The 1,510-nt window shown below is 58.7% G+C and carries 1 protein-coding gene; it reads right to left on the bottom strand.

Annotation, left to right across the window (positions count from 1 at the left end; genetic code table 11):
* Positions 1–74 precede the first annotated feature (74 nt).
* A protein-coding gene (locus JP75_RS24215) for an IS3 family transposase (RefSeq protein ID WP_152565975.1) occupies positions 75–1,426 on the bottom strand; the annotation gives its coding sequence in 2 pieces (ribosomal slippage) (positions 75–1,090 and positions 1,090–1,426; 1,353 coding nt in all).
* Positions 1,427–1,510 lie beyond the last annotated feature (84 nt).

Genomic DNA, 1,510 nt, shown 5'->3' with positions numbered 1-1,510 from the left:
TGTCCGTCGTCAGATCATTTGGCGCAGTTTGGGTCTTGGATTAGCGGAGTATCGGCCTCGTCTTTGGGTTGATGTTATGCGGCGAGCTTGCGGTGCTGCAAGCGCCGATGCTGGATGGTTTGTCGTTTGATCCTTTCGCGCTGTTTTATGATGGCTGCGGCCCTGCCGAAGTAGGCGTCTGCCGGGGTCACGTTGTCGAGGCTCTCATGATAGCGCCTGTGATTGTAGTGTTCGACGAAGGCGCCGATCTGGGCCTCCAGGTCGCCGGGCAGGAAGTAGTTCTCCAGCAGGATGCGGTTCTTCATGGTTTGGTGCCAGCGCTCGATCTTGCCCTGGGTCTGGGGATGCATCGGGGCGCCGCGGACGTGGCTCATGCGATTGGTCTGGATATAATCGGCCAGTTCACTGGCGATATAGCAGGGGCCATTATCGCTGAGCAGCCGGGGCTTGTGATGCACATGCACCTGGTCGCAGCCTGAGGCCGCGAGGGCCATGTCCAGCGTGTCAGTGACGTCCTCGGCCCGCATTGTGTTGCACAGCTTCCAGGCGATGATGTAGCGCGAGTAATCGTCGAGCACCGTGGACAGATACATCCAGCCCCAGCCGATGATCTTGAAGTAGGTGAAATCGGTCTGCCACATCTCGTTGGGCCGCACCGTTTTGGTGTGGAACGCATCTGCCGCCTTGATCACCACATAGGCCGGGCTGGTGATCAGGTCGTGGGCCTTGAGAAGCCGGTAAACGCTGGCTTCGGACACGAAGTACCCCTTCTGGTCGGTGAAGCTCACAGCCAGCTCCCGAGGCGAGAGTTCGGACTCTTCCAACGCCATCTCGATGAGCTGATCATGGACGGCAGTCGGGATCCGGTTCCACACCCGACTGGGTGCCGAAGACCGATCTTCTAGTGCTTCAGGACCGCCACCGAGGTAGCGGTCATACCAGCGATAGAAGGTCCGGCGCGGGATGCCCAGCCGGTCCAGCGTGCGTTTTGTGGGCAGGTGCGACTGCTCAACCAGATTGATGATCTCGAGCTTTTCGGATGCGGGATATCTCATTCTGGCTCGTCCCCATCCGCGATCATGCTTTTTTTAAGCAGACGGTTTTCCAGCGTCAGGTCGGCAACGCATTCCTTGAGCGCACCAGCCTCTCGGCGCAGATCCTTGACCTCATCACTGGTCGCAGCACGAGCAGTATCGCCCGCCAGTCGGCGCTTGCCGGCTTCCATGAACTCTTTCGACCAAGTGTAATACAGGCTCTGCGCGATGCCTTCCTTGCGGCACAGTTCGGCAATGCTGTCTTCGCCGCGCAGACCATCGAGAACGATCCGGATCTTGTCTTCAGCTGAAAAGTGCCGTCGGGTCGCCCGGCGAATGTCCTTCACCACCTGCTCGGCAGGCTTTTTGGTGCTCGGGGATTTAGCAGTCATCTTGGTTCCTTCGTCAGACGACGAGACCAAAACACTCCTTAAAGCTCAACCCTGAATCTGTGCCATGGGCGCTGACGGGGAACA

Origin of the sequence: Devosia riboflavina (assembly GCF_000743575.1) — a bacterium.
In the GTDB taxonomy this organism is placed as follows: Bacteria; Pseudomonadota; Alphaproteobacteria; order Rhizobiales; family Devosiaceae; genus Devosia; species Devosia riboflavina.
The sequence above is the reverse complement of the archived record's forward strand: the minus strand, read 5'-3'. Positions and strand labels throughout refer to the sequence as shown.